Annotated in this window: 3 protein-coding genes and 1 tRNA gene; 2 read left to right on the top strand and 2 right to left on the bottom strand. The window is 35.6% G+C overall.

What is annotated here, in order from left to right; translation table 11 throughout:
- Position 1: 1 nt before the first annotated feature.
- Positions 2-75, bottom strand: a tRNA-Met gene (locus tag I6F42_RS19885).
- Positions 76-505: 430 nt separating this feature from the next.
- Between I6F42_RS19885 and I6F42_RS19880 the strand changes: the two genes are divergently transcribed.
- A complete protein-coding gene (locus tag I6F42_RS19880; RefSeq protein ID WP_007585499.1) occupies positions 506-967 on the top strand; it encodes a globin domain-containing protein in 462 nt (153 codons plus the stop codon).
- Between the two features lie 191 nt (positions 968-1,158).
- Positions 1,159-2,715: a cryptochrome/photolyase family protein gene (locus I6F42_RS19875; RefSeq protein ID WP_197153189.1), complete on the top strand. Its 1,557-nt coding sequence runs from the start codon at positions 1,159-1,161 to the stop codon at positions 2,713-2,715.
- Positions 2,716-2,775: 60 nt separating this feature from the next.
- Here I6F42_RS19875 and I6F42_RS19870 read toward each other — a convergent pair whose 3' ends face one another.
- Positions 2,776-3,222, bottom strand: a complete 447-nt coding sequence (locus I6F42_RS19870; protein WP_007585496.1) for an Hsp20 family protein — start codon at positions 3,220-3,222, stop codon at positions 2,776-2,778.
- Positions 3,223-3,552: the final 330 nt, after the last annotated feature.

The following is a 3,552-nucleotide window of genomic DNA, read 5'->3' as shown; positions in this document are numbered from 1 at the left end:
GTTGCGGGAGCCGGATTTGAACCGACGACCTTCGGGTTATGAGCCCGACGAGCTACCAGACTGCTCCATCCCGCGCCAATAGATATCAAACTTTAAATTTAATATCGCTGTTAGCTGTTTTACAACATGCTAAACAATGGCCGCTATTATAAGGATGTACGGGATGATTAGCAACTATAATACGCAATTAGTTTGTAAAATTTCCAATTCGTCAAGATGCTAATTTAATGTATATATAAGTAACATAAGTAATCAATCAATTTTATAAAATGCTGTCTCTAAATTATTAAATATTACAGCTTATTATTTTTGAGTGAAAATCAAACAAACTAAATTTGAGCTACCTTAGTACCTTTTAGATGCTTACAATTTACCAGAAAATAAATTGATATAACTAAAACCCATACTTTAACACTAAAAAAACGTGCAGAATTTTATCTGCCCGCTATAATCAATTTTATGCCACTTAATAATAATAGTTATTACTCACTGCAGCGAGATAAAAATGAACCAACAACAATCAGCATTGTTAAATAACTTAACAATTATTAAGCCAAATTTTCATGCATTCACGGCTCGATTTCACAGTAAATTGGCTGAATCTAGCATTGAAATGAATTACCCAACAGCCTTACAATTTAACGAAAAGAGTTTTACCCTTTTTTGTGTGTTAGAACGAATTGTTAAACATTTAGATAAGCCAGCATCGGTAGCTCCTTTTTTAGCACATCATTTAATGTACCTAAAAAAAAGCAGTGTTTCGCAAAGTGACATTGCACTATTATCTGATGCGTTTTACGAAACCCTTAAAGAGCACCTTGGTAAACACTTTACTCCTGAGAGCCAGCTCGCTTGGAAAAAAGCCCTTAAATATTTTGAAAACTTTGCCAGCAATATTCTATTTAATGTATCTAATGTGGTTTCGTTACAACAAAAAATGCAGCAAAAGCAAAGTAATAAAATTTAAATATAAAATTTTAGGGGTGGCAATTTAACTTACTTAACCTCCCCATTAATTAAACTCATTTGCACACCATGATCCAACACGCCTTTATTGCCTTGATAATCGGTTAAGCCTTTTTGCTCTATTCACTCGTAGTTAAATAGTAAAACGATCCTTTAATTAAATACGTCCGTATAAAAAAATTTGGCTTTACTATGACCCATCACAAAACACTCAGACTAATACTAGGCGATCAGCTAAACCCATCTCATTCATGGTACAAGCAAAAAGACGACGACACGCTTTACCTCATCGCAGAACTAAAACAAGAAACTGACTACGTTAAACATCACATTCAAAAACTGTGTGCTTTTTTTAATGCTATGGAAAACTTTGCAACTGCATTAAACACGGCAGGTTTTAATGTTTTGCATTTAACACTTGATGATACCGATGACGACAAGGACTTGATTGAATTACTCAAGCGGGTTGCCGATAAATACCAATGCGACTCTATTGAATATCAATACCCTGACGAGTTTAGGCTAAAATCTCAATTAGCTAAGTTTAAAAGTGATAGCTCATTAAATGTAATTGCTACAGATACTGAACACTTTTTATTACCGTTCACCGATATAAAAACACGCTTTACAAAAAACAAGCATGTAACAATGGAGCACTTTTATCGTGCTATGCGTAAGCAATTTAATATATTAATTGATGATGCAAAGCCAACTGGTGGCAAATGGAATTTTGATAGTAATAATCGTAATAAATTTTCTAAAAAAGACTTAGCCGACATCCCAGAGCCTAAGTTATTCAATACTGATGTTAGCAGCATTATTTCTCGTTTAAATAAACACAACGTCGCTTATTTGGGTGAAATAAATGAACATTCACTGGAGTGGCCAACAACGCGTAAACAAGCGATTGAATCTCTTGAATACTTTTGTGAGCACTTACTTAGTCGCTTTGGTCACTTTCAAGATGCGATGACAGATCAAAGTAAAAACAATACCAGCCTGTACCATAGCCGTTTATCGTTTGCCCTAAACGCAAAAATACTCCACCCGTTATATGTAATCAAACGTGTAATAAGCGAATACGAACAAAGACCCAATGAAATATCCCTCTCGCAAGTAGAGGGCTTTACTAGGCAAATATTAGGCTGGAGAGAGTATGTACGTGCCATTTATTGGATTAACATGCCCGACTACGCAGTTAAAAATCAATTACAAGCCAAAAATAAACTGCCATCTTATTTTTGGAACAGCTCTACAAAAATGAATTGTCTAAGCCACTCACTCAAGCAAAGCCTTGAAACCGCTTATGCTCATCATATTCAGCGCCTAATGGTTATTGGGAACTTTTGCATGCTCACAGGAGTAAACCCTGATGACGTAGACAACTGGTACTTAGGCGTTTATATAGATGCCATAGAATGGGTAGAAATGCCCAACACCCGAGGCATGAGTCAGTTTGCCGATGATGGAATAATTGCAACAAAGCCTTATGCTGCAAGCGGTAACTACATTAATAAAATGAGCGATTACTGCAAAAGCTGTCAGTACGATGTTAAACAAAAAGTAGGAGATCAAGCCTGCCCGCTAAATAGCTTGTATTGGCATTTCATGAATAGACACAGAGACAGGCTAGAGAAGAACCCACGTATTGGTATGGTATATAAAAACTGGGATAAACAAGATGAAACACTTCAAGAACAAACGCTGCAACAAGCAACCTACTACCTTAATAATTTAGAAGCGCTTTAAGTAAAAAAACCGCCTCAAATGAGGCGGCTAAATAATCAGGGGAATATGTACTTTAGAAGACTATTTACCTTCTATTAGATTGCTATTACCAATTTCTATTTTACGTGGTTTAAGTGCTTCAGGAATTTCACGCTGTAACTCTATGCTTAATAAGCCGTTAGCTAAATCGGCACCAAGTACTTTTACATGGTCTCCAAGCTGAAACTTACGTTCAAAGTTACGCTCTGCTATACCTTGATGAATAAACTTACGTTCATTATTTTCATCTTTATTAGCTTTAATACCTGCAACTTTTAATGTGTTGTTTTCTGACTCAATGGTTAATTCACTATCACTAAAACCAGCAACGGCCATAGTGATTCTGTATTTGTCTTTATCGAGTGCTTCTATATTGTAAGGAGGAAAACTAGGCTGCTTGTCTGTATTAGCTGCCGCATCCATAAGTGATGCTAAATGTTCGAAGCCGATAAATGAACGATAAAGTGGTGATAAGTCTACTGTACGCATAATAATATCCTCATATTTAAGCGATATTTTGCATGTGCTTTTCTATTGAACAAGCTCAAGCAAAGTTTAATTAATAATATAAATTTCAATTGTTTAAGTTTAATTTAGGACCCATCAGGCGTCCTACTTAACTATATATGGACGGTAAAATTGTTTTCAAGTAAATTTATTAAAAATAAATAAAAAAGGCACTGAAGAGCTGTCTCTTGATCACAAGTCTGACTCAAGAGATTTTGCTAAATCGTAGCCTTCTAGGATGGCTTGTAACTTAAGCCATCCTTGCCATAACACTTTCACAGATGCACGCCCTGTGCGCTTGGTATCTTTCCA

Origin of the sequence: Pseudoalteromonas sp. SWYJZ12 (genome assembly GCF_015864395.1) — a bacterium.
GTDB lineage: Bacteria > Pseudomonadota > Gammaproteobacteria > Enterobacterales > Alteromonadaceae > Pseudoalteromonas > Pseudoalteromonas arctica.
The sequence above is the reverse complement of the archived record's forward strand: the minus strand, read 5'-3'. Positions and strand labels throughout refer to the sequence as shown.